We start from the raw sequence: 23,572 nt of genomic DNA on the forward strand, positions 1-23,572 counted from the left end.
CACAAAGAGCGCAGGAATTCAGCCGCGCGCGCCCTCTGGGTCATCCCACGGCAGCCGGCGCACGACCTCTCGGACCGCGGGTCGGTCCTGGGGCAGCCAGTCCACGGCGTCCAGTTCGCCGACGGCGAGCCAGCGCAGCTCGTCATGGTCCTCCAGCGGGCGCGGCTGACCCGAGATCAGCCGCGCCGTCCAGACCTGGAGCACACAGCCCGGACCGAGCGGCCACTCACCGGGGATGCGCTCGACCGGCTCGGCCACGACACCCAGTTCCTCGCGCAGCTCGCGGACCAGGGCTCCCTCGGGGGACTCACCGGGCTCGACCTTGCCGCCGGGCAACTCCCAGCGTCCGGCGAACTCGGGCGGCGCACTGCGGCGGGCGGCAAGCAGCCGTCCCCGTTCGCACAGCGCCCCGGCCACGACGACACGGGCGTTCACCCCATCTGCCATGCGCGGGAGCGTAACGCGTGACGCGGGCGGGCGGGCGAACGGGCGGGCGGCGGCGGAGCGGCGGGCGCGCCGCGGCGGAGCGCCATCGAGGCGGGGCCGACTCAGGAGGGCGCGGCCTGGCCCATGTGTTCCACCCAGTAGAGCCGCTTCGGGCCACGGCCGCCGAGGCCGTCCGCGATCCTCTGCGCCTCGTCCCGTGTGGCGTACCTGCCCACGCGATAGCGATTGCCGTTGTCGTCCTGGCGGATCACCAGCCAGGGCAGCATCACGCCGCCGTCGGTCATCGCACCTCTCCCGCCGCCGGCCTGCACTTCTCTAACCATCCCCAGGAAAACGCAGTCTGCATATGCCCGACCCTACGCCTGACCTTCACTCAGCGGATACGCGTTTTCACGAAGAGAGACGGATCCGGCCAGCGCCCCCTCATCCACGAGGGGCGCACTTGGCCGAGTGCGCCCCTGCATCGCACACGAATCCGAAGACCCTCTGGTGATACCACAGCTCGTCGCGCGGAGTCCGCCGAACGAGACGTGTGCGCCCCCCAGGGCGCGACCCGGGCGCGCCCCGGGCACGACGGGGGTGCGCCCCGGGCACGACGGGGGTGCGGCAGCGGGCACGACGGGGGTGCGGCAGCGGGCAGGCACGGCCGGGGCGCGGCGCGCCTGCGCGCCGGGACGGGCGGCACGGCGAGCGAGGTGCTGCGCGGCGACGCGGCGCACAGACAACGGAGCACGATGGCGGTGCGGAGGAGCGACCGAGCCCTCGACCCGTCCGGCAGAGTCCCGGTCCGGCGTCGCTCCCCCCTTCCCGGATCCCCCGAACACGCCCTGTGCGGAGCGTTCTCGGCAACCGGCACCGGCACCGGCACCGGGGCGCAGCAGGAGGCGAACGGATCCGCGGACCTCCGCCCGCTGCCCGCCGGGGAGGTGCTGCCGTGGCTCCGGTGCCGAGGGCACGTCACGCGGCACCGCGCACCGCGCACCGCCGACGGTTGAGCCGCCGCGGCGCACCGCGGGGCGGCGCGCCGACGCGGAGGTCAGCGCACCGGAAGGTGGTACGCGAGACGGAACCGGTCCGCCGGTACGACCACATCCGCCGTCTCGACGGCACGCCCCGACGCGTAGTAGGTGCGCTGAATGACCATCACCACATGGCCGGGCACCCCACCGAGCAGGAGCAGTTCCTCCGCCAGCCCCGGCCGGGCGCCCACCTCCTCGACCACGTTGTCCACGACGACGTCGATGGCACCCATCCGCTCGACGACACCGCAGCCGCCGAGCGGCCCCTCCTCGGGCAGCATCACCGGCGTGCGGCCCGTGATCGAGAGCGGCTCCCAGGATGTGGACAGCATCACCGGCTCGCCGGAGTCCCTGAAGACGTATCGCGTACGCATCACACGATCGCCGGGGAAGACCCCCAGCCTGCCCGCGACGGAGGCACCGGCCGGCTCCTGCTCGCTGCTCGACTCCCAGGTCCCACGGGCACCCTCCGCAGCCTGTTCCTGGCGGAAGGGATTCGCACCGGCGGGCGGCCGGTAGCCCGAGCGCGCGATGCGCCGCGGCACCGGGCGCTCCCGCACATACGTCCCCGAGCCGGAACGCCCCTCGACCAGCCCCTCGGCCATCAGCACCTTCCGCGCCTCCAGCGCGACGGTGTCCGAGACCCCGTATTGCTCGCGAATCCGGGCCTGTGAGGGAAGGCGGGTGCGCGGCGGCAGCGACCCATCGACAATCTTCCGGCGGAGATCGCTCGCAACGCGGAGATAGGCGGGCTGCTCACCGAAAGTCACTGGCCACTCCCAACAGGTTGACAGACAGCAACAGCGTGGCAACCGACGGTTGATCGCCGCAAGCATGGGCCAAGGAACCACGCACAGCGATCACCGCTTCCGGGCATGCGTTTTCCCCCGAGGAAGAGGAAAGCGCAACCACCGCGGCAGGCACCGGCAGCAGGCAGGCACCGGCAGGAGGAGCAGGCTCCACCGGGCGGGCGTCGCACGCCCCTGCCCCGAACCCCGGCCCGCGCGAAGCGGGCGGTCCTCAGACCGTCGTACCGTCGCCGGGCAGCGGCGCCTCCCGGTCCTCCGGTTCCGCCGGTTCCGCCGGCTCCTCGGGGTCCGAGGGGTCCTCAGCGGCCTCAAGGTCCTCTGGCGGGTCCGCGGCGAGCCCGAGGGCGGACCGGACGGCGATCTCGGTCTCCAGGTGGAAGGCGTCGGCCGCCGCCGATGTGGCGTCCCAGAATCCCAGATCGTCCCGTGCCCTGGCCGCCCGGCCGAAGTGGCGGCGTGCGGTGTCGTACTCGTCCGCACGGGCCAGGGCGTGCTCGCGGGCAGCCGCGGGCCAGGGCCCGGCGCGCAGTCCACGGGCCTCGGTGGTGAGCGTCCGCACCATCTCCTCGGCCCAGGCGCGGTTGGCCTCCGGATCGTCTTTGAAGAGCTCCGCCGGCTCTTCCCACCAGACCGTGTCGACGGCCCGCTCGGCCTCCAGATACACGAGTTGTGCCGGGTCGAGGGTCGTCCGGTCACTGCGGACGGAGGTCGTGAGCTTCGGACCGTCGCTCACCAGTGCGCAGGTGACACCGCGGTCGCCGAAGCTCCAACTGTCCCTCGTCGGCATGTAGTAGTACGGCTCCGCCGTCGGAGGAACGGTCCACCAGTCCAGCGCGTAGCCGCTGCTGACGTCCTCGCAGCGCCGCTCCGCCTCGGCCTCGACGGCCCTCTGGCCGGGCCACTCGTCGATCGCGCCGAGCGTGAAGGCGCCGGTCACCTCCCCCTCGTGGGGGCTGTCGCAGTCCACGATCCGGACGGCGGCGGCCTCGTCCTCGTCCGCCACGCCCTGGCCCGGGGTGTCGAAGCACTGCCCGGTCCGCAGGTCGAACGTGGACTCCACGGCGGCGCTCTCCCGCACCGCCTCACGGAAGCCGTGCCACGCCTCGCGAGCGGTGCCGGTCGCGAAAGCGACGGTCATGAGGATCGTGCTGATGACGGACAGTGCGGTGCCCGCGACGGCGAGGCCCCGGCCACCGTCCCCCCGCTTCCTGATCTGGGCCAGCGCGATCAGTCCGAGGACGAGGCCGAGCGGGGGCAGGCAGCAGACGATGCCCGCGACGAGGGAACCGATGGCGAAGCCGTTGGTGGCGGGGCGCTGCGGCACCGTCCCGTAGGGCGGATACGGCATCCCCTGCTGCGCACCCGCCTGCATCGCGTACGGGTGCGCCCCCGGTGGGGGCGGGAACGGGGAGGGCGGCTGCGCCGGGCCGGACCCGCCCGGAGGCGTCCATCCCTGCGACGTCGGTTCCACGGGTGCGACGCTCCTTGGGAAGATCGTTTCTGCGCGAGGGCCGAGCCGACGCGAGGGCCGTGCCACCGCGAAGACCCGGTCAGCACGAGCATCGTGCCCACGCGAACATCGTGCGAACATCTGCGCGGATCAGCCGATCAGCGGATCATACGGTGACGGAGGGGACGAGGGACACCCGGATGACGCGGAAGAGAGGCCCCCGACCCGGCCGCCCCTCCGGCTGGCATCCTGGCTCCCATGACGGACTATCAGTGCCCCCTGTGCGACGTGCGTGCCCCGGTCGAGTCGCTCGCCTGGTGCTGCCCCCGGTGCCGTGGCCCCTGGGACCTGGACTTCAGCGCCGGAGCCGTGCCCCGCGGCTCCCTCGCCGGCAGGGCCGGTTCACTGTGGCGCTACGAGGAGGCGCTGCCGCTCTCCGCGGCCGACACCACGGGCTGCGGCCCCCGGGCCGTCTCGCTCGGCGAGGGCCGGACCCCGCTGGTACCGCTCACCGCCACCGCCACCGCCAAGCTCGACTTCCTGATGCCGACCCTGTCCTTCAAGGATCGCGGTGCGGTGATGCTCGCCGAGCTCGCGCGTCGGCTGGAGCCGCACCGGGTGATCGCCGACAGCAGCGGCAACGCCGGCACCGCGATCGCCGCCTACTGCGCCCGTGCCGGCCTGGACTGCACCGTGTACCTCCCGGAGGCGACATCCCCGAAGAAGGCCGAGCAGATCGCGGCCTACGGCGCCCGTCCGGAACCGGTGCCCGGCGACCGCGAGGCGGCTGCCCGCAGGGCGCACGCGGCCGCCGGCGAGGACGGCGTCTTCTACGCCTCACACGTCCACAACCCGTACTTCCTGCACGGGACGAAGACCTATGTGTACGAGGTGTGGGAGGACCTCGGCGGCCGCCTGCCGGACGCCCTGGTCCTGCCCGTCGGCAACGGCACCCTGCTGCTGGGCGCGCATCTGGCCGTCGGGGAACTGCACGCGCACGGCCTGATCGCACAGCGCCCCGCCCTGATCGCCGTGCAGGCGGCGGCGGTCGCCCCGCTGGCCACCGCATTCCACGCCGGTCGGGAGGACATCACCCCGTCCGCAGCGGCGCCGCCGACCCTCGCCGAGGGCATCGCCATCCCCCGCCCGCCCCGGGCCCGCCAGGTCCTGTCCGCCGTCCGGGCCTCCGGCGGCACCTTCCACACGGTGACGGACGACCAGATCCGCGCCGCCCAACGCGATCTCGCCGCCCGCGGCCTGTTCGTCGAGCCCACCGGGGCGGCCTGCTGGGCGGCCGTCCTGGCATACGGCCTCGGGGACCGCACGGCCGTGGTACCGCTGTGCGGGGCCGGGGCGAAGACGGGGCTCGCAACCGGCGGGTAGCCGGGTGCGGGGCCGGGGCACACCGAGGGCACACCCGGGGCGCACCGGGGGCGCACCGGGCACCCACCCGGCAGGCGCCCCCTCACGCACCCGCCGGGGGCGATGCCCCGTGCTCTGCGGCATCGTCAGCGGCCGGCGGGTCGCTCAGCAGCGCCTCGCCGAAGGCACGCAGACGCGCGACCGCCTGGGCGTCCGGCCGCCCCCTTCGGGAGAGAGCTCCGCGGATCTCTTCGTACGCCGATGCCTCGAGGCCGCAGCGGCGGCAGTCCTCGAGATGCGCCGCGACCCGGCGAGCGGTGACCTCGTCCGTCTCCCCGTCGAGGTAGGACTGCAGCAGCCTGGCGACCTGCAGGCAGTTCATCCTGCGCTCGCCCACGGGTCGGCGCCGCCATGAACGCTTCTTCACCTCACACCTCGTCTCGGTGCCAGTCCGGCCGCCACCAAGCGGGCTCGTATTCGTTTGCGCGCCCGGTGCAGGCGGCTCATCACGGTGCCCTCCGGTACGTCCAGCAGATGGGCGGCCTCGGCATAGGTGAGGCCGTCGATGTCGACCAGCTGCACCACCCGCCGGTGCTTGTCCGGCAGGCCGGACAGTGCGGAGTCCACCACCTCGTCGAAGGCCTGGCCGACGACCACCTCCTCCGCTGAGCCTGCCGAGCACCTCGAGCCGAGACGGTCCAGATCGGCGTCCGGATCGTCCAGCAGATGGGGGCGGCGGCGCCGATGCCGGTTGACCTCGGCCCTGCGCATGATGGTCAGCAGCCAGGCACGGGGATGCCTGCCGTCGAAGCGATCGACGGACCGGTAGGCACGCAGCAGGGTTTCCTGGACCAGGTCCTCGGCGTCGGCGGGCTGCGCGGTCAGGGTCGTCGCCACCCTCAGCAGCACCTCCACCTCGGGCAGCACATGGGTGGCGAACGCCTTTCCCCGCGCGTCGGCCGGGTTCGGCGCCGCTGTCACTTCGTCTTCCACGCGACGGAAACCCCCGTCCGGTGGCGGGCATTCCCTCGCGCCCGTCCGCTGCCGTCCACATGCGCCGGCTCGTGCGCCCGCGCCCACCGCGCACGAGCGGGCGCACAAACGAGGGCGGGTGGTGCCGGGATCGTTGCCGGCCGGCGCAGCGCCGCGCATCGCGGTGGGGAGGGTCAGCCGGCGACGACCCAGCGGTGTGCGACCGGCAGGTGCAGCCGTACACGCTCCGACGCGGCCGGCTGGGGGCCCGGCGGCAGCAGCGCGTGTACGGGTCCGGCGGCGGTGTCGGCGACGAGGGCCGTGAACGGGCCTTCCGGCCGCACACTGCGCACCACCGCGGACACGCCGTCCGGGCCGGTGTCCAGCCGGACGGCTTCGGGACGGATCACGAGGTGTCCGGTGCCCCGATGGGTGACCGTGCCGGGCAGTTCCAGTTCCCCCAGCGGGCAGGCGAACCGTCCGTGCGGGGTGACGCTGCCGGGCAGCGCGGTGGCACAGCCCAGGAAGCGGGCCACGGCGAGGGAGTCCGGGTGGGCGTAGAGGTCCGCGGGGCGTGCCTGTTGCAGGAGCCTGCCGTGGTCGAGCAGGGCGACGGTGTCGGCGACCGCGGCCGCCTCCGACTGGTCGTGGGTGACCAGGACGGTGGTCACCGCCCACTCCCGCTGGACCGAGGTGAGCAGCTCGCGCATGGTGTGCCGCAGGCCGGGGTCGAGGGCGCTGAACGGTTCGTCGAGGAGGAGCACGGCCGGTTCGGCGGCCAGGGCGCGGGCGAGCGCGACACGCTGGGCCTGCCCTCCCGAGAGCTGGCGGGGGTAGCGGTCCGCGAGCGCGTCGAGGCCGACACGCCGCAGGTGTTCGAGGGCGCTCGCGCGGGCGGCGCGGCGGGGACGGCCGCGGACGCGGGCGGGGAAGGCCACGTTGTCCAGCGCCGTGCGGTGCGGCAGGAGCATGGGCTGCTGGAAGACCACCGCGGCACCGCGGCGCTCCGGTGGGGTCCGGGTGACGTCGGTACCGCGGAGGTAGACGGCCCCGCTGGTCGGTGCGAGGAGGCCGGAGGCGATCTGCACGGTGGTGGTCTTGCCGCACCCTGAGGGGCCGAGCAGGGCCAGCAGCCGTCCATCGGCGACCTCGAGGTCGAGGCCGTCCAGGACGGGTGAACGGTGCCCGGGATAGGTGACGGTGATCCCTTCAAGGCGCAGGCCGGCGGCGGCGGAGGAGGAGGACGAGGAAGAGGAGGACGAGGAGGAGGACGAGGTGCTCATGGCGGTCAGCGGTCGATTCCGGGAGGAGTGGCGGAGGGACTGGGGCCGGCAGCGGCGGCCGGAGGACCGGCTTCGGGAGCGGCGGCCGAACGACCGGGGCCGGGAGTCGAGTCGGACGGACCGAACCGGGGAGGGGCCGCGGAGGAACCGGACCCGGCGGCCACGACCGCCGCCGGGGGACCGGCCCCGGCAACCGCCGCCGGGGGACCGGAGCCGGGGACCGCCGCCGGGGGACCGGAGCCGGGGACCGCCGCCGGAGGATCGGCTTCCGCCCAGACCGCCCGATGGCGCCGCATGATCGTCGCGGTCGCGCCGAACAGCACGACCGGAGGGACGAAGGTGAGGATGCCGAGAACGGCGGTGAACGCCTGGTTGCCGCTGCCCGCGGCGGAGGCGAACAGCAGCAGCGGCAGGGTGGTGACCACCCCGCCGCCCACCAGCACGGTCATCAGATACTCGCTCCACGACACCAGGAAGGCCAGGGTCGCCGCGGCCAGCAGGGCCGGGGCGAGCGCGGGCAGGGTCACGTGCCGGAGCACCGCGTAGCGGGAAGCCCCCAGGGTGCGTGCCGTCTGCTCCATGCGGAGGTCGTAGCCGGCGTAGCCGCCGATCAGCACGAGCACCGTGTACGGCAGGGCGGGGACCAGGTGGACGAGCGCGACCCCGGCCGGCCGGTCGGCGAGCCCGGCCCGGACGAAGACCTCCTGGACGCCGACCGCCAGGGCGAACGGCGGTACCAGGACGGGAGCGAGGAGCACCAGGCGGATCAGCCCGGCGGCCGGCGGCCGGTACAGGACCAGGCCCCGTGCCGCCAGGGCCCCGAGTGCGGTGGCGGCCAGGGCGGTGGCCAGCGCGAGCCCCAGTGAGGTGCCCGTGGCGGCGATCACCTGCTGGTGCGGGTCGGCGGCCCGGGTCCAGGCGCGGGCCGAGAGTTCCTGGGGCACCAGCGCCGGGTACACCCATCTGCCGGTGAAGGCCCAGACCAGCAGCGGCAGCAGGGGCGCCGCGATCCAGCCGGCGAGCAGCGCGGCGCCCGTGAGGCGCAGGGCCCGGCTCACGGGCCGGTCCTGGCGCGCAGCAGCCGGCGGGAGACCACGGCGGCGGCCGTCGCCGCGAGGGCGATCACCAGGCCGATCACGACCGCGAGGGCGAGGGCGCCCGGACGGTCGCCGAGTTCCACCGACCGGTAGAGGCCGACGGCCTCCACCGGCAGGGCGCGCGGCGCGGTGGCGCCCAGCAGCGCGGGGATCTCGTACGCCGCGAAGGTGAACGCGAAGACCAGCAGGCACGCCTCGGTGAGCGCCGGGGCGAGCAGCGGCAGCGTGACGTGCCTGAGCCGGCGCAGCCGTCCCGCGCCCAGGGTGCGCGCCGCGGTCTCCAGGTCGCGTACGGCCGGGGTGTAGGCGGCGAGCAGCATGATCGTGACGAAGGGCGCTTCCTTCCATACGTAGGTGAGCAGGACGGCGGTGTGGCCGGGGCCGCCGACCAGGGCGGGGAAGTCGGCGGCCCCGTCGGTCCACCCGGCGGCGCGGGCGAGCCGGGAGAGGAGTCCCGCTCCCGAAAGCAGCAGTCCGAACGCGGCGGCGGCGAGCAGGTGCGGGACCGCGAGCGTGGCCCGCGCGGCGGCGTCGAGGGCGGCCCGGGCGCGTCGGGAGCCGCTCACCGCGCCGACCACGGCGAGGGCCGCGGCGGCCGACACCGCGGTGCTGAGCGCCGCGATCTCCAGGCTGAGCGGCAGGGAGCCGGTGAGGGCGGGATCGCGGAGCAGGTCCGCGTAGGCGGAGAGGCTCCAGCCGCGGCCCAGACCGTCGGCGAGGCTGCCCCGGGCCGCGAGCAGCAGGGCGGCGGCGGCGAAGCCGACGACGGCGAGGGCGGGCGCGGCCAGCAGCAGGCCCCGCAGGCGCGGCGGCGTACGCACCGTCACGAGGCGGCGGCGACTTCCCGCTTCCAGCCCTTGTCGAGCGGGCCCACCCAGTCGCCGCTCAGCTCCGGCAGGGCGTTTCGGGCCAGTTCCCCGGCGGGAAGCGTCGTCTCCGGCATGGTCAGCGAGTCGAACTCGCGCCGCCACCGCTCGGGCAGCAGGTCCCGGTCGAGTACCGGGTAGGCGCCCCAGCCGCCGGGCCGCGCCTTGGCGTACTGGAGCTCGGGCGAGAGCATCAGGTCGGACAGTACGAGCGCGGCCTCACGGTGGGCGGCGTTCGCCGGCACGGCGAGAAAGCTCGTGTTGCCGAGGCTGCCGTCCTCGGGCACGAACACCCGGGTGGTCGCCGGGAACCGGCCCTTGTCGACGAGTGCCGGGACACCCGCGGGGTTGTAGGTCATCGTCATGTCGACCTCGCCGTCGGCGAAGAGGTCGTCGAGTGCCGGCTGGTCCTTGGGGTGGGTGGCCCCCTGGCGCCACAGGGCGGGCTTCAGCGCGTTCAGCTCCCTCCAGAGGGCGGGGGCTGCGGCGTCGTAGGCGTCCTCGCCGTACTCCGCGGGGACCGGCCCGGCGCCGGGCACGCCGGCCGCGAGCAGTTGCCTCACGAAGGCCGAGCCGGTGAAGTCGGGGGGTGCGGGGTAGGTGAAGCGCCCGGGGTTCTTCTTGATCCACTCGATCAGGGCGGCCGTGGTGCGCGGAGGTTCGGGCAGTCTGGCCGAGTCGTACACGAAGGCGAACCGGGCGCGGTTCCAGGGGGTCTCGCAGTCGTCGACCGGGGTGCCGAAGTCGTGGGTGAGCGTGGGGTCGGAGCGGTCCAGGTACTTCTGGTGGGGCATCAGACCGGTGTATCCGCACAGCCACAGGTCCGCCTGCTTGCCCGTGCGGAAGTTCTCCCCGTTGACCCACACCAGGTCCACGGCACCGCCGCTGTCCTTGCCGGCCCGCTGATCGCCGAGGACCTTCTGCACGGCGTCCTGGGTGTCGGCGACGGGGACGCGCCGGACGGTGATCCCCAGCTTCCCCGCCGCGGGGGCGACCTCGTCGTCGACGAAGGAGTTGGCCCCCTCGTCCCCGCCGTACATGAACAGGTTCACCGTCTGACCGCGCGCCTCGGCGCGCAGCGCGGCCCAGTCCTTCGCCGGGGGCTCCGCCCGGCCGGCTGCGGTGCCCGAGCAGGCCGCCGCCAGCATCCCGGCCGCGACGGCTCCCGCGGCGAGGGCGGCGGCCCTGCCGAAGCGCCTTCCGCTGTGCCGCGTCCGTATCCCCATGCGTGCCGCCCCTTCGTTCGCTTCATCCTGTTCATCCCGCTCATGCCGTTCACCCCGTTCACCCCGCAACTCGCGCCGGCCGCACCCATCACGCCGGTCGCGCCGCGTCACTCACGCCAGCCGCGTCAGCCACGTCAGCCACGTCAGCCACGTCAGCCACGTCAGCCACGACAATTCCGCCGGTCCCGTTGCGTCCCCCGCACGGCGGGACCGGCGGGCGCCCGTCGTGGGACCGTGACATCCGCCGTACGGACCCCGGGCGCCCATCCTCGTCGCCACCCGTAACCCGAACATCCGCCGTACGAAAAAGGAACACGGCCGGGTGCCCACGGGCTTCCCTTGGTGTCCCACCGGCATGGTGCCGGTATGACGGAGGGAGCCGAGGATGCTGGACGTGCAGGCGCGGGCGCTACTCGGCGGCCCGCTGGACCGGGCCGCCGCGATGCTCGATCGCCCCGCCGTCACACCCGGCCGGCTGACCGCGCTCGGCGCGCTGACGGGTCTCGCCTCGGCCGGCTGCGCGGCCGCGGGCTGGTGGCCGGCCGCCGCAGCGCTGTGGCTGCTGTCCCGGCTCGCCGACGGCCTCGACGGTCCGCTCGCCCGCCGCCGCGGCACGGCCGGCGCCTCCGGGGCCGGCGGCTTCCTCGACATCAGCGCCGACTTCCTCGTCTACGGGGCCTTCGTCGTCGGCGTCGCCGTCGGCGTGGGCGGCCCGGCGCTGCCCTTCCTGCTCGTGCTGCTCGCCTACTACGTCAACGGCACGGTCTTCCTGGCCTACTCCTCCCTCGCCGAGCGCAGCGGGCGGCGGCGCGAGGAGGACCGCCTCTCGCGGGGCCGCTCGCTGAACTTCGTCGGCGGTCTGGCCGAGGGGACCGAGACCATCGCCGTACACACCCTGTGGTGCCTGCTCCCCGGTTCCGCCCACACCGTCGCCTGGGTGTGGGCCGCGGTCGTCGGCATCACCGCGGCCCACCGGGTCGTCACCGGCTACCGGCGGCTCCGGTGAACTCCCCGCCGCGGGAGCGGACCAGCCGGGCGGCCCACCAGCCGCCTGCGCTCAGCACCAGCAGACCGCCCAGTGCGATCCACAGCGCGGGCGAGGCGGGGTCACCCAGGGACCCGCCGAGGCCGGTGTAGACGACGGTGCCCGGGATGATCCCGAGGGCCGTGGCTGCCAGATAGGAGGAGAAGCGCACCCCGGCCACCCCCGCCCCGTAGTTGATCACCGAGAAGGGGAACAGCGGCACCAGGCGCACCAGCAGTACGGCCGCGAACCCGCGGCGCGTCAGATACGAGTCCAGCCGGGCCAGTCGCCCCGAACCGGCGTAGCGGGCCACCGCCGGCCGCCCCAGCCAGCGGGCCAGGCCGAACGACAGCGCGGCACCCGCCGTCGCTCCCGCGAGTACCGCAGCGGTCCCCAGCGCCAGCCCGAACAGCGCCCCCGCGGACGCGGTCAGCACCGAGCCGGGCAGCAGCACCGTCACCGCCACGGCGTAGCAGAGCGCGAAGACCACCGGGCCCCACAGGCCGAGCGAGTCGACCCACTGGCGCACCTCGTGCAGCAGGCCGGCACCGCCACCCAGCGCCACCCAGGACGCGAGCGCCGCCACCAGCACCACCAGGACGGCCAGCCTGGTCCACGCCGGGCGCGCGGGCCCGCTTCCGGCGGGGGTCGCGTCCGGGACCGTGCCGGCGGCCGCGTCCGAGGTCACCTCCAGGGCCGCGTGCGGGGCCGCGTCGCAGGTCGGCGGCTCGGCCCCGGCGGACAGCGGCCGGGCGTTCTGCCCGGCGGCGGTCGAGGGCGGCCGCCGGGGCGTTGACGGGGGGACTGCCGGGTGGTTCATGTCGGCTCCTGTGACGGTCGTCCGGTCGGTAGGTCGGCCACCACGCGGCGCAGCGGCAGTTCGAGGTGTCGTCCCCGAACGGCCCACCGGGCGAGGGACCGCCTGGCGGCTTCGGCGCGGCGGGGGGTCAGTGCGGGCAGGTACAGGGCGCCGGCCAGCAGCTGCGCGTCGTCGGCCGAGCCGACGGCGAGACGGAAGACGCGCCGCTCGTCGGAGCGGACACGGAACCCGGCCGAGCACAGCAGGCCGGCGAGTCCGTCGCGGGCCCGCGGGTTGGGCCACGGCTGACGCACGGCGCGCAGGGCGGCCATCACCCGGACCCAGGAGAGCATCCCGGACGGGGACAGCCCGGTCTGGGAGGGCACCAGCGCCGCAAGTGTCCCGCCGGGGCGCAGCACTCGCCCGATCTCCCCCAGAACGCGCGGCAGGGGGGTGACGACCGGCAGGCACATGGCCGCGCAGACCGCCCCCGCACGGCCGGAGGCGACCGGGAGGGCGCCCGCGTCGGCCCGGACCAGCGGTCCGCGGCCCCGGCGCGACGCCTCGGCGAGTTCCGCGGCCGACAGGTCGATACCGACCCAGTCCGCGTTCGGGAGTTCGGCGCGGACGGGGGCCGAACCGCAGGCCAGGTCGAGGACCACGCCGGGGGCGTCCCGCAGGGGTTCGGCCAGCCAGGCGTACGGGGAGGCGTCGGCGAGGGCGAAGAGGCGTTCGGTGATGCCCGGATGTGCGTGATGGTAGGCGGCGACGAAGCGCCGCCATTCCGGTTCGTCCATCCGGGCCTCTTCTCCCTCGTCGCTTGCCGCTGGATCCGCGGCGGCAGCGGGTCGGCGGGCCTGCCGACCCGCTGCCTTGCGCCCGCTGCGCACGCTGCCTTGTGCCGCTGCCGCTGCCGCTGCCGCTGCCGCCGGGAACCCTGCCGGGTTGGCCCCGCATTCCGCATCCGGCCCTCCGCTTCGGTGGGGATGTTCCCGGGCGGCGCTCCCCAGCCCTCCCGTTTGACGGCGCTCCCGACCGAACGGCCCTCCCGAACAGCCCTCCCGGAGGATTTCCTGCCGTACGGCCCCTCCCGTGCCTCTCCCGTACGGCCCTCCCGGGCAGTTCCACCCGAAGGACACCCCCGAAGGACACCCCCAAAGGACACCCCCAAGGGCATCCCGGATATCTCGAACATCCCGAAGGACGTTTCCCCAGGGCGTGTGCGAGACCGCCGCCGTACGGGATCGTGCACGGCAGGCGGGAAGGCCCCGGCGGTGTCATCGGGTTTCCCTCCCGTCCCAGGACCGTGCGCCGAGCGGAAAGAGCCCGAACAGCATGAGTACGTACGATCTGGTGGTCATCGGCGGCGGCAGTGCCGGTCTGACCGCGGCCCGCACCGCCGGGCGCTTCGGCGCCCGCACCCTGCTCGTCGAGCGGGACCGGCTGGGCGGCGACTGCCTGTGGACCGGCTGCGTACCGAGCAAGGCCCTGCTCCATGTGGCCGCCGACGTCCAGGCGGCCCGCCGCGCCTCCGCCTACGGGCTCCCGCCGGTGCCGGACCGGGCCGACCTCGCGGCGGCCATGGGCGAGGTGAAGCGGGCGATCGGCGCGATCGAGCCGCACGACTCGCCCGAGGCGCTCTCCCGGCTCGGCGTCGAGGTGGCGTACGGCGCGGCGGCCTTCACCGGCCCGCGCTCCCTGGCGGCGGGCGACCGGGAGGTCTCCTTCCGGTACGCGGTGATCGCCACGGGCTCCTCGCCCGCCCTGGCGCCTGTTCCCGGTCTGGCCGAGGCCGGGCCGCTGACCAGCGACACCGTGTGGGAGCTGTCCGGGCTCCCCCACCGGCTGGTGGTGCTGGGCGGCGGGCCCATCGGCTGCGAACTCGGCCAGGCGTTTACGCGCCTCGGCTCACAGGTCACGCTCGTGGAGGCGATGGACCGGCTGGTGCCCCGTGAGGAACCGCGCGCCTCCGGGGTGTTGCGGGAGCGCCTGGAGGCCGAGGGCGTCACCGTGCTCACCGGCTACCGGGCGGAGCGGGTCGACACGGGGGCCGTCCACGGGCCCGGCGGTGCGATCCCGTACGACGCGCTGCTCGCCGTCACAGGCCGGCGCGCCAACACCCACACGCTCGCTCTGGACGCGGCCGGGGTGGAACTGACCGCGACCGGCCATGTCCGCACCGACCGCCGGCTGCGCACCGGCAACCACCGGATCTACGCCGCCGGCGACGTCACCGGCCGTTCCGCCTTCACCCATCTGGGGGGCACCCAGGGCGGTGCGGCCGCCACCGACGCGCTCCTCGGGGTCCGCCGCCCCGTCGACTACCGCGCGGTGCCCCGGGTGACGTACACCGACCCCGAGATCGCCCGCGTCGGCCTGACCGCCGACGAGGCACGGGAGAGGTACGGCGACACGGCACGCGTCCACACGCTGGGCAACGACCGTCTGGACCGGGCGGTCGCCGACGGCCGCACCGAGGGCTTCACCACCCTGGTGCTGGGGCCGCGCGGGAAGATCGTCGGGGCCACGGTGGTGTCGCCGCGCGCCGGGGAGACGATCGCCCATCTGGCGGCCGCGGTGCGCCGGGGCTGGACCCCGTCCGACTACGCCCGCACCGTGCACCCCTACCCCGGCTACGCCGACGGCCCCTGGCACACGGCCCTCACCGACGTCTACGACCGCCTGGCCCGGGGCAGCGGCGCGATCGGGGCCCTGCTGAAACTCCGCAGAGGAGTGCGCCGCTGACGGGACGGGTGCCGGGCAGCGATCTGCCCGCCGCCCCAGCGGCCGCGCTCCGCGCGCCGACGCCCGGGCCGAAGCATCCCCGCCGGAGCGGTCACGCCCGTCAGGAGTCGGGGCGGTCTCCGTCCGGCTGCTGGCCGGCAAGCCCCCCGCCGATGCCCAGGGTGCTTCGGCAGACCGGCTCGCCGCGGACAGCGGACTGCACCCGTACGCGGTGTCCGACAGCGTTTCGGCGGCCGTGGACGACCTGGTCTTCCGGGCCACCGCGTCCGACGTGCAGAACGGGTTGCCGTCCGCGGACGAGTTCCTGCGGCTGCTCGACGCCGCAGAGGCCACGGATGCCGAGGATGCCGAGGATGCCGAGGATGCCGAGGATGCCGAGGCCCGGCGCGGGGCCGTCGAGGTCGCGGACCCGCTGATGGCGAAGGCCGGGGCGCGTCTCGGCTCCGAGGGAGAGGCGTACCGAACTCGTGAGGGCGGCTCTCCTGTCCATCGATTTCCTCTTGGATGACCCCTTTCCGGCGAATACCCGGCCCTACCGGTAACAGGTCTGGCAGGATCTCGCCATGGCAAGAGCAGGTGGGGACCTGAGGGCCTGGCTGACAGGGCTCGACGACATGCAGCTTCGTGAACTGATACTGATACCCGGGCCCTTGCCCTTCTGGGCGAAGATTCCCCTTCGTGGTCCACATCCGCGCGTCGCTCGTCGCGAGCTGCTTTCGGCGCGGGCCTTGCTGAGTCGGGCGCATACACGCGACCTGAGGCAAATCGCCGACGCAGCCGCCGACTTCGCAGAACACTTCTGGTCCCAACACGCCGAGGAACGTCCGGTCGACCCGGCCCGGCCTGACATCGACGTCCTCGAGGCGATGGTCGCGGCACTGCCCTCGGTGCTTGCCCGGCTGATCCTGCACTCCATGCTGCTGGAAGACGGCACCCCACGGCAGCGACTCACCGAGCAGCACTGGGACCGGTTGCTGGACGCCGCAGACCGGGCGACCGGCGGCTGGAGCGCGGAGGCCCAGGACGACGACCAAGGCCCCGGCGAGGACATCGCCGGGCACGACGATGGCCTGGAAGCCTTACCACGGCAACGGGCGGGCGACGCGGGAGGCGCTGTGGCCGACGAGCAGGCTGGGAAGACCGAGACCGCCCCGGGCGCAGCGGCTCGCACCGCGGTGGGGTCGACCGGGCAGGTGAGGGACCCCGCCGATCTCACTGCGGCCGTGGAGACGCTGCGGGCCGGTGCTCCGCGGTTCGCCGATGCGCTGCGTCTCGCCGCGGACCGGGTGTCGCGTGGACGTTCCCTCCCCGACGCGCTGGAGGAGGAGGCCGCCGCCTGGTCGCGTCGGCGTGGGGCTGTGACCGACCTGCTCAGGAACAGCGGGGACGACTGGGCCGCCGAGGACGGTTTCGACGAACTCCAGGCGATGGTGGACGCGCGTCATCGGGAACATCAGCGGGAAGCAGCCCGCATGAAACGGTTCGCCGCGCTGAACGAGCAGCGACAGGCCCTGCTGCCGTTGCTGGACCAGGCCGAGGAGAGCGGCGGCGCCGCCTACCTCGACTCCCTGCGGGGGACAGTGCGGGCCCTCGAGGGGGAGATCGCCGAGCTGGCCGCGGTCAACCACCACCACCCGGAAATCCCGGAGGTCCCGGAAATCCCGGAGGTCCCGGAGGTTCCGGAGGTCCCGGAGGTTCCGGAGGTCCCGGCGCCACGGAACCCACACCACGTCAGCGACACGGCATCCGGGACCGCGGAACCCCCGGCGGCCCAAACCAGGAACGATCTGCCGACCGCGGTCAACACGGGAACGGTGCAGTCCGACGCTGCCGCAGCCACCGTCCAGGCGACGGACACCGCGGTGACCGCAGACGCCACGGAAGCCGTCGGCCCCGCGGATTCCGCAGAGCCTCCGTGCGCGGCGGAGTCCGCCGAGCCCGGGGAAGGCCTGGAGGCAGCGGAAGCCGATGCGGCGAAGGAGCCCGAAGAAGCCGCCCACGAACAGCTTGCCGCGCAAGACGTCGAGCGGCAGGCCCCGAAGATCGAGGAACTGCACAGCGCCCCAGCCGCATTGCCCGGTCCACCCGCGAATTCCGAGGCCTCCGAGCAGCCCGCGCTGCCCTGGGAAGGGCCCGTCGCCGAGGGCGAATCCGCCACGGATGCCACCACCTCTCCCGTCGAACGGTTCGTCGGCGCGGGCCGCCTCCAGGAGGCGTACTGGCTGACCGTGGCATCCGGCGAACCCGCGCACCGTGCGGAATGCCTGGCGTTCGCGGACGCCGCCTTCTCCTGCGACACGCCGGAGGACGCGACACGGGTGATGACGCGGTACGCCCCAGACCTGGAGAGCGTGCAGGGCGACCGTCCTGCACTCGTCATGGCTGCCGTTGCCTCCGTCCGTGCCGGGCTGGTCGTGGGCTGGCCCAACGACCTGCTGCTGCAGACGGATCCCGGCTCCTCCCTCTCCGACCCGTGGAAGTGGCTGCTGGAGTGTGCCACCGACGTGCTGCGCCACTACCAGCGGGTGGACCCCGCCACACTGCAGCCCCGCACGGAGGCGGGCCCGGTTCTGACCCGTTCCGGGCTCGCCGAGGAAGCCGAGCGGCTCAGGGTGGACCTGCCGAAGCGGAAGATCGGTCTGCAGCGCGCGACCCAGGTGCAGAACCTGCTGATGCGCCCGGAGCAGCCGCTGGGACGTGCGCTCTCGGCGGTCAGGGACTGGGCCTTGGGACAGGCGGACGCGTCCGTGCTGGACGACGCCTGGGGATCCTTCCGCAAGCGGGACTCCGCCGAGCGCGTCATCGAGGAGGCGGACTCGGCGATCCGTACCCCCAAGCAGGCCAAGGAACCCATTGAGGCCAAGGCCAAGCGCTCCCTGCTCAACCGGATCGAGCAGGTCGTGACACTCCTTCTACAGGCCCGGGCGCTCGCAGCACCCGGCGTGGAAGAGCGCAGCGACACGGTCACCGCACTGGGTCACGCGCTCACCCAGGTGCGAACCTCGCCCGCCCTCCCCGGCATCGAGGGAGCAGCGCTGTCGTGTCTGCGGCGCTGGCTGAGCGGTGACAGCCGATCCCCGGTGTTCCGGCAGGTGCCCGACGGCGTCGGCGACCGGGACCACTCGGCCTCCGACGCCGGTCTCGTGCCCGCCGCAGAGGCCCTGCTGGCCGCTGCGGACCTGCCGAGGACGCCTGAGGGGGCGCCCGATCCGCAGGATCCGGCGTTCTACCGGGCGGTGCTGTCGCTCTTGGAGCCGGTGGACGTGGCCGCCGTTGCGGAGACCTACGCCGAACGGGGGGACCTGCACCTTGCGGACGCCCTGGTCGAGGCATTGGAGCAGGGACTTGTGCCTGCGTCCGGCAGCGGTTCCGACACACTGCCCTCGGACTGGGGGATCCGTCGTGACGCTCAGTGGGCGCGCTGGGCGAACGTGCGGGCCGAGACGCACCGCATTGCCGCCGGGCTGCTCGCGGAGTTGCGCACCCACAACCTCGATCTGGTGACTGAGCGTGAAGTGGTGGGCCGCCTGGAGCAGTTGCAGCGGCCGGCGCCGGAAGGCGCGTTCCGGCCCACGGTGGAGGCCATCGGCCGACTGGAGGAGGAGTTGCGGGACCGGGTCCGGGCGTATGTGCAGCGGCTGCGCGAGCAACTTGAGGTGCTGACGCTCACCGAGGCCGACCGCAAGCGGCTGTCCGCCCTGCTCGCGGCCGGTGACACGGTCACGGCGGAGGAGTGTCTGGCGCTGCTGCGCAAGGGTGACACGCTGCCGCAGTGGAGTGGATCGGAGCGCAGCGAGGACCTGGAGCGGTTCGTGGCGGGTCTGGAATCCGTCACTCCGGTCAAGGCCGGCCAGCAGGGCTTCTCGGCGGCACCATGGGCCGAGCACTACGCGGACGGCCAGCCGCTGACCGAAGCCGCGCTCGCCGGACTCGGCTCGTGGGACGCACTCAGCAAGCCGTCCACACGCGGCGCGGAGTGGCAGAAGCACGTACCGACAGTGCTGCGTCTACTCGGGCTCGAGGGCAGACCGCCGACCCGCGACGACAACCGCCAGCTTCGGGGCACCCTGCGATTGGCCGCGAAGCTTCGGGCGAGCGAGAGCGCGCCGGGTTACGTCGCCGAACTCGGCTCTGCAGCCACTACGTACACGATTCTGCTGGTGTCGGACGAGCAGCGCGGGCGCAGTCCCCTGGAACTGCTCGACCGCAGCGACTCCGGGCCCTGCATCATCCTGTACCTCTACCCGCTGGGCCTGGTCGGCCGCAGGGCGATGGCACTGCGGGCGAGGGCCTCCGCACAACAGGCGCTGGTGGTGGACCCGGCCGTCTTCGGATGGGTCTCGGCACGCTCTCCACGATCGTTCCGGGCACTGCAGCGCGTGACGCTGCCCTGGACCGGTTTCAACCCGTACACGCCGTTCGTCGCAGGACTCGTGCCCCCGGAGGTCTTCTACGGACGAGCCCGGGAGCTGGCGGCGGTAGAGGAACGTCTGGGTGCTCTCTTCCTCTATGGCGGACGCCAGTTGGGCAAGTCCGCGCTGTTGCGGAAGGTGGAGGCGGACTTCCCCACGACTCCCGACCACAAGGCCGTCTATCTGGACCTGAAGGCGCGCGGGGTGGGCGAGGCTGAGCCCGCCAACCGGATCTGGCCCGTGCTGGCCTCGGAGTTCAAACGCGTGGGCGTACTGGGGCAGAAGGTCTCCACGGCTGTGCCGCCCGGCGAACTGCTGGAGCACGTGCGCCGCTGGCTAGAGGAGAACCGCGAGCGGAGGGTACTGGTCCTCGCCGACGAGGCGGACGCCTTCCTGACCGCCGACTCCAAGGCCGTGCGCGGCAGCGGGGGCGAGGGCACCTTCGCCAACGTGGCCCGGCTGAAGGGGCTGATGGACAGCACCGACCGGCGGTTCAAGGTGGTCTTCGCCGGTCTGCACCAAGTGCAGCGATTCAGTCGGCTGTCCAATGTGCCTCTGGCGCACGGCGGCGAGGAGTTGATCGGCCCGCTCAAGCCGGTCGACGCACAGCGCCTGGTGGTGGAGCCGATGGCGGCGTTCGGCTACCGCTTCGAGCGCCCCGAACTGGTGTGGCGGGTGCTGGCAGCGACCAACTACCAGGCCTGCCTGGTGCAGATCTTCTGTGAGCGTCTGGTCACCGCGCTGCGGGAGAAGCCGCTGGGTTCGGCGCAGTGGCCGGTCACCGTCACCGAGGACGATGTGCGGGCGGTGACGGGTTCACCGGAGGTGCACCGGCACATCGCCGAGCGGATGCGGTTGACCATCAACCTGGAGGACCGGTACCGGGTGCTCGCTCTGGTGATCGCGCTGCGCAGTCAGGCCGACGGGTTCCAACGCGGCTACGACGCCGACGAACTGCTCCACGAGGCCAAGCGGTGCTGGCCGGAGGGCTTCAGCCGACTGACCGCCAGTGATGTGAGGATCTATCTGGAGGAGATGGTGGGTCTCGGCTTGCTGATCCAGCAGGCCGACCGCCGGCACTACGCGGTGCGCAGCCCCAACGTGGTGCATATGCTCGGCACCCGCGAGGACCTCGAACTGGAGCTTCGTCAGACGGAGTTCAGCCTGCCCTACGACTACAACCCGCGGTTCTCCCGACGGCTGCTCGGACCGGCGGCGCAGTCCGGCGCGAACCGTTACAGCCCCCTCACCGAGCAGCAGTTGTACGAGGCGACCAGTCCGGGCTTGACGCTGGTTTGCCTGACGAAGGCCCACGGCCCGGAGCTGATGGAGCCGGCAGTCCGCTCGTACGCCGACGCTCGTGGCCTTACCGTGCGCACCGCCGCCGCGGAGTCACTGGTGGACGTGCTCACGCAGGACACACGCGGCAAGGACCCCAGCGTGGTCTTCGCCGATCTGCGCTACTGCGGACTCGAGACACTCGACCAGACCCTGGACCGGCTGCATCAGCACACGGTCCGCGGCAAGGCGGCGCCGCCACACGCGGGGATCGTCCTGGTCGATCCGCTGGCGCGGGACGCCCTCAAGGACGAGCGGGTCACCCAGGTGCTGTGGCCGGAGCGGTGGAACGCCGACCGTCTGCGGGCCTGGCCCGAGTGCCCGTTCGACACCCCGGACAAGCGGCGTCGGCTGATCGAGGCCACCGGCGGCTGGCCCAGCCTCGTGGAGCGCACCGTGGACTACGCCACCCGCGGCGGATTCACCCTGGAGAAGGCCCTGGAGACGATCCAGACCCGGTACGCCCAGGAGGAAGTCGCCCGCACCCACCTCGACCGCGCCGAACTCACCCGGGACATGCGAGACCTGCTGGCCGAGTGGGTGCGGTACGTCGAGCCCGGCGAGGGATGCAACCACGCCGATATCGCTGCCGTCACCGGCCTCGACCTGGCCGAGGCCCGTTCGTTCACCAACCGCCTCACCGATCACGGCGTACTGGACGACGGCGAGCACGGATACTCGCTGGACCTCTGCACGTTCCGCGCGCTCACCACGGTGGGTCGGGAGTCGTGATGGGCGAAGCCACCGCCGGCGTTGCCTCCCTGCCGGGGATCAGGGTATGGCTCTGCCGCCTGGTAGCCGAACTGCACAACGGTCGCAGCTGCCTGTTGCTGCTTCCTCGGAGCATGCTGAGAGACGCCGGCAGCCGAGCCGACCGGCTGCTCGACGACGTGTTGCACGATCTCGCCGACTTCCTGCTGCTGCCCCTGGACGAATCCCCTGCCCCGGCCTTCGCACCCTGCCGGACGCCGGCCATGCCGCCCGACGGCCGGTGGACGGGGCTCGCCCCCGTACCCGACTTCGACGACGGGCTGCCGGACCTGCCCGGTACGGCGAGTGCTGCCGGCCCCGAGCCACGGCCGCCGGCACCGCCCACCCCGGCCGAGGCACTGGCGGGCCTCCTGGAGAGGCTCGCCAAGGAAGTGTGCTTCGGCGATGGAGCGGACCCGGCCGGCACGGACCCGGCCGGCGACGTACTGGCGAGGCTCGCCGGTCGCGGTACCGGCACCGCCGAGACCCGACCGGTGGTCGTACGAGCCTGGCGTGAACCGGTGCCGTCCGCCGCCACCCATCTGCTTCGCCGCCTGGCTGCCACGGCCAAGGAGGCGGGACTCCCACCGGGTCGCCGCCCAAGGGCCCTCGTCATCGCCTCCACAGAGGACCTGCCGAGGGGCCTGCCCGATCAGCTGCCACGGGAGGACATCGCGGTCCACTGGTGGTGGGGAGCCACCGGCCGCCTCGACACCGCCACAGTCGTCGCGTTGTCGCGTCCGCAGCCGGCCTCCCCGACGGAGCGCAGTCACCTGCACGAAGCGGTCGCGCAGGCCACGATCACCGAGGTCTGCGGCCCGTTCCTCGACATCGCCGCCGCCCTGGCCAGTCGCTGGGACGACGGCCGCCCCGAGAACATGGCGTCGGCGCTCCACGACGTCATCGCCGACCTGCCCGGACGGGCGGCCATCCCACCGCAGCGGGCCGAAGGCACCCGGCCCCCCGGCCCTCGCCCCGACGAGAGGCTGCGCGCCGCATGGAACGCCGGCACCGTCGACAGCTGGGACGGCAGGCTGCGCCGCCACCCCGGTTACGACCTCTACCACGAGCACGCGGTGGCAGCCCGGGTATGGCTGGCGCAGAATCACGTACTGCTGCCGCTGCTCGACGACGCCCGAGAGCGATTCACCGCCACCGTCCGGCTGCGTGCCCGGATCCCCCTCGGCCGACTCGCACAGGACTACGGCCCTCGCCTCGAACCCGGCAGGACTCCGGAAGCGGCCGACTCCGCCATCGCCACGATGGAGCTTGGCGCGATGTGGAGCGCGCACTGCGACGGTGCTGTCGCCCTCAGCCCAGCCGAGCGTCGAGGGCTGCGCGTCCTGCGTGAGGCACGCAACCTCCTCGCCCACCGCGTCCCCCTCGACGGTGACCGGCTCCGCCGACTGGTCGAGGAACTGTGTCGCTGACGGAGGGCGACCGCTCCACCACGCACCGGGCCACCTGATGTCCGGCACGGACCGGCGCGCGGGTGATCCGGCGGGTGCCGCAGGTGCGGCCGGAGTCCTCCCGGACCGCCGTGACCAACGGAATCAGCTCCTCGTCCCGTAGACAGCGGGCCGACTTCGGCCGCGATTCATGGGCGAGGCACGTCGACGGAGACAGGTCCGGCACCCGGCAGACGGGATCAACCCCGAGACCCTTGCCGCGCAGACGGCCGATCGCCCGCTCGGCCTCATCCGGGGAGGGTCGATCTCCTGGGCAGGAAACACACTGGCGGCCTCGAGGATCTCGTTGGGCCGCGGCCCTCGACCACAGTCGTCTGCGTTGCTCCCGTGGCGGTCGAGAGTGACCCATCGCGCTGCGGACGAACCGGTTCATGTTTCGACAAACCGTTGTCATCACACTGCGCTCCTTTGCGATTGTGCGGATAGAGCTGCCTCGCGGGCCGCGATGCGGTCGCTGATTTTGATGCCCTGGGCGGCCTCGGGAGCGGGGTGGTCGGGGCCGGG

At 73.5% G+C, this 23,572-nt stretch carries 18 protein-coding genes; 6 read left to right on the forward strand and 12 right to left on the reverse strand.

Annotation, left to right across the window (positions count from 1 at the left end; genetic code table 11):
* Window positions 1-18: 18 nt before the first annotated feature.
* The 4 genes from SCWH03_RS19125 to SCWH03_RS19140 form a co-directional block, all read right to left on the reverse strand.
* On the reverse strand, window positions 19-447 hold the full coding sequence (locus tag SCWH03_RS19125) for a (deoxy)nucleoside triphosphate pyrophosphohydrolase (protein ID WP_173265480.1): 429 nt from the start codon (window positions 445-447) through the stop codon (window positions 19-21).
* 101 nt (window positions 448-548) lie between these two features.
* Window positions 549-731 carry an SPOR domain-containing protein gene (locus SCWH03_RS19130; protein ID WP_173265481.1) on the reverse strand — a complete coding sequence of 61 codons (183 nt, stop codon included), beginning with the start codon at window positions 729-731 and terminating at the stop codon, window positions 549-551.
* A 752-nt stretch (window positions 732-1,483) separates the two neighbouring features.
* Entirely contained in the window at window positions 1,484-2,236 is a 753-nt protein-coding gene (locus tag SCWH03_RS19135; protein ID WP_173265482.1) for a GntR family transcriptional regulator, read from the reverse strand.
* Window positions 2,237-2,486: 250 nt separating this feature from the next.
* On the reverse strand, window positions 2,487-3,746 hold the full coding sequence (locus SCWH03_RS19140; protein ID WP_173265483.1) for a DUF4190 domain-containing protein: 1,260 nt from the start codon (window positions 3,744-3,746) through the stop codon (window positions 2,487-2,489).
* Window positions 3,747-3,983: 237 nt separating this feature from the next.
* On the opposite strand from SCWH03_RS19140, the gene SCWH03_RS19145 reads away from it, so the two are divergent.
* Entirely contained in the window at window positions 3,984-5,108 is a 1,125-nt protein-coding gene (locus tag SCWH03_RS19145; protein WP_173265484.1) for a threonine synthase, read from the forward strand.
* Between the two features lie 82 nt (window positions 5,109-5,190).
* On the opposite strand, the gene SCWH03_RS19150 is transcribed toward SCWH03_RS19145, so the two are convergent.
* The 6 genes from SCWH03_RS19150 to SCWH03_RS19175 all read right to left on the reverse strand — a co-directional run bounded on the left by SCWH03_RS19150 (window position 5,191) and on the right by SCWH03_RS19175 (window position 10,531).
* The gene (locus SCWH03_RS19150; protein ID WP_254076855.1) at window positions 5,191-5,514 is read right to left on the reverse strand and encodes an anti-sigma factor family protein; all 324 of its coding nucleotides are present in this window, start codon (window positions 5,512-5,514) and stop codon (window positions 5,191-5,193) included.
* The gene (locus SCWH03_RS19155; protein ID WP_173265516.1) at window positions 5,511-6,068 is read right to left on the reverse strand and encodes an RNA polymerase sigma factor; all 558 of its coding nucleotides are present in this window, start codon (window positions 6,066-6,068) and stop codon (window positions 5,511-5,513) included. The genes SCWH03_RS19150 and SCWH03_RS19155 overlap by 4 nt, the downstream gene beginning before the upstream one ends.
* A gap of 185 nt (window positions 6,069-6,253) precedes the next feature.
* Complete coding sequence (locus SCWH03_RS19160; RefSeq protein WP_173265485.1) at window positions 6,254-7,342, reverse strand: ABC transporter ATP-binding protein; 1,089 nt, start codon at window positions 7,340-7,342, stop codon at window positions 6,254-6,256.
* Between the two features lie 5 nt (window positions 7,343-7,347).
* Window positions 7,348-8,400 (reverse strand): ABC transporter permease, encoded by a 1,053-nt coding sequence (locus SCWH03_RS19165; RefSeq protein WP_254076857.1) that lies wholly within the window; start codon window positions 8,398-8,400, stop codon window positions 7,348-7,350.
* On the reverse strand, window positions 8,397-9,266 hold the full coding sequence (locus SCWH03_RS19170) for an ABC transporter permease subunit (RefSeq protein WP_173265486.1): 870 nt from the start codon (window positions 9,264-9,266) through the stop codon (window positions 8,397-8,399). The genes SCWH03_RS19165 and SCWH03_RS19170 overlap by 4 nt, the downstream gene beginning before the upstream one ends.
* The gene (locus SCWH03_RS19175; protein WP_173265487.1) at window positions 9,263-10,531 is read right to left on the reverse strand and encodes an ABC transporter substrate-binding protein; all 1,269 of its coding nucleotides are present in this window, start codon (window positions 10,529-10,531) and stop codon (window positions 9,263-9,265) included. Before SCWH03_RS19175 ends, SCWH03_RS19170 begins: the two co-directional genes overlap by 4 nt.
* A 385-nt stretch (window positions 10,532-10,916) precedes the next feature.
* Between SCWH03_RS19175 and SCWH03_RS29650 the strand changes: the two genes are divergently transcribed.
* Window positions 10,917-11,537, forward strand: a complete 621-nt coding sequence (locus SCWH03_RS29650) for a CDP-alcohol phosphatidyltransferase family protein (protein WP_173265488.1) — start codon at window positions 10,917-10,919, stop codon at window positions 11,535-11,537.
* On the opposite strand, the gene SCWH03_RS19185 is transcribed toward SCWH03_RS29650, so the two are convergent.
* Together SCWH03_RS19185 and SCWH03_RS19190 are read right to left on the reverse strand one after the other, a co-directional pair.
* Window positions 11,512-12,375, reverse strand: a complete 864-nt coding sequence (locus tag SCWH03_RS19185; protein WP_272491088.1) for a TVP38/TMEM64 family protein — start codon at window positions 12,373-12,375, stop codon at window positions 11,512-11,514. The genes SCWH03_RS29650 and SCWH03_RS19185 overlap by 26 nt on opposite strands.
* Entirely contained in the window at window positions 12,372-13,151 is a 780-nt protein-coding gene (locus SCWH03_RS19190) for a class I SAM-dependent methyltransferase (RefSeq protein WP_173265489.1), read from the reverse strand. Before SCWH03_RS19190 ends, SCWH03_RS19185 begins: the two co-directional genes overlap by 4 nt.
* 538 nt (window positions 13,152-13,689) lie before the next feature.
* Between SCWH03_RS19190 and SCWH03_RS19195 the strand changes: the two genes are divergently transcribed.
* The 4 genes from SCWH03_RS19195 (at window position 13,690) to SCWH03_RS19210 (ending at window position 23,029) form a co-directional block, all read left to right on the forward strand.
* A complete protein-coding gene (locus tag SCWH03_RS19195; protein ID WP_173265490.1) occupies window positions 13,690-15,099 on the forward strand; it encodes a dihydrolipoyl dehydrogenase family protein in 1,410 nt (469 codons plus the stop codon).
* 211 nt (window positions 15,100-15,310) lie between these two features.
* Window positions 15,311-15,607, forward strand: coding sequence for a hypothetical protein (locus SCWH03_RS19200; RefSeq protein ID WP_173265491.1), 297 nt, complete (start codon window positions 15,311-15,313; stop codon window positions 15,605-15,607).
* 220 nt (window positions 15,608-15,827) lie between these two features.
* A complete protein-coding gene (locus SCWH03_RS19205) occupies window positions 15,828-21,581 on the forward strand; it encodes an ATP-binding protein (RefSeq protein WP_173265492.1) in 5,754 nt (1,917 codons plus the stop codon).
* Window positions 21,582-21,694: 113 nt separating this feature from the next.
* Window positions 21,695-23,029 carry a hypothetical protein gene (locus SCWH03_RS19210; protein ID WP_173265493.1) on the forward strand — a complete coding sequence of 445 codons (1,335 nt, stop codon included), beginning with the start codon at window positions 21,695-21,697 and terminating at the stop codon, window positions 23,027-23,029.
* Window positions 23,030-23,572: the final 543 nt, after the last annotated feature.

Source organism: Streptomyces pacificus, from assembly GCF_011766325.1.
Lineage (GTDB): Bacteria > Actinomycetota > Actinomycetes > Streptomycetales > Streptomycetaceae > Streptomyces > Streptomyces pacificus.

Coding starts and splice junctions, on each gene's coding strand:
- SCWH03_RS19125 (WP_173265480.1), bottom strand. CDS start 447: ATGGCAGATGGGGTGAACGCCCGTGTCGTCGTGGCCGGGGCGCTGTGC.
- SCWH03_RS19130 (WP_173265481.1), bottom strand. CDS start 731: ATGACCGACGGCGGCGTGATGCTGCCCTGGCTGGTGATCCGCCAGGAC.
- SCWH03_RS19145 (WP_173265484.1), top strand. CDS start 3,984: ATGACGGACTATCAGTGCCCCCTGTGCGACGTGCGTGCCCCGGTCGAG.
- SCWH03_RS19160 (WP_173265485.1), bottom strand. CDS start 7,342: ATGAGCACCTCGTCCTCCTCCTCGTCCTCCTCTTCCTCGTCCTCCTCC.
- SCWH03_RS19175 (WP_173265487.1), bottom strand. CDS start 10,531: ATGGGGATACGGACGCGGCACAGCGGAAGGCGCTTCGGCAGGGCCGCC.
- SCWH03_RS29650 (WP_173265488.1), top strand. CDS start 10,917: ATGCTGGACGTGCAGGCGCGGGCGCTACTCGGCGGCCCGCTGGACCGG.
- SCWH03_RS19185 (WP_272491088.1), bottom strand. CDS start 12,375: ATGAACCACCCGGCAGTCCCCCCGTCAACGCCCCGGCGGCCGCCCTCG.
- SCWH03_RS19190 (WP_173265489.1), bottom strand. CDS start 13,151: ATGGACGAACCGGAATGGCGGCGCTTCGTCGCCGCCTACCATCACGCA.
- SCWH03_RS19195 (WP_173265490.1), top strand. CDS start 13,690: ATGAGTACGTACGATCTGGTGGTCATCGGCGGCGGCAGTGCCGGTCTG.
- SCWH03_RS19210 (WP_173265493.1), top strand. CDS start 21,695: ATGCTGAGAGACGCCGGCAGCCGAGCCGACCGGCTGCTCGACGACGTG.